The 517-nt window shown below is 72.7% G+C and carries 1 protein-coding gene; it reads right to left on the minus strand.

Going from position 1 to position 517, the window contains the following annotated elements; translation table 11 throughout:
- Positions 1–517: phage minor capsid protein (locus tag IH25_RS0136825; protein WP_037656436.1), on the minus strand; the 517-nt coding region annotated here is incomplete at both ends.

The following is a 517-nucleotide window of genomic DNA, read 5'->3' on the forward strand; positions in this document are numbered from 1 at the left end:
ATCTCGGCGTAAGAGGTGAGCTGCCATCGGCGGCCGGACACGGCGGTGAACTGGGGGACGCCCTGGTCTCCCCATCGGCGCATGGCGTCCTGGGCGGCCTGGCGGCGGGTGCCGGTGCCGAGCAACGGCGTGGCGGTCACCTCGGCGACCACGGCGCGGAACTTGTCGACGACCGTGCGAAGGATCGACCGGTGCCGGTCGGTGAGGACATCGACGGTTTCCTGTGCGAGTCGGTCGACGGCCTGCGCGTTCGGCGTGACGTCGTCCACCAGACGGCGGGCGTCGTCGGACAGGGCGCCCAGCTCGGCCACGGCCGACCGGTGCCCGATGTTGTACGCCTCCGCGACGGCGTCGTGAACGTCGAGCGTGACGGCCTTGCCCAGCTCGTCGACCACGGCCTGTGACGCGCGCCTGAGCTGCTGCACGGCGGACAGCTTCCGCTCGGCCCACGACGGCGCGTCGAGGTCCGCGGCGAGGCTGCGCGCGATGATCCCGAGTAGCCGCTCCTCGGCGGCGG

This window comes from Streptomyces achromogenes subsp. achromogenes (assembly GCF_000720835.1).
In the GTDB taxonomy this organism is placed as follows: domain Bacteria; phylum Actinomycetota; class Actinomycetes; order Streptomycetales; family Streptomycetaceae; genus Streptomyces; species Streptomyces achromogenes.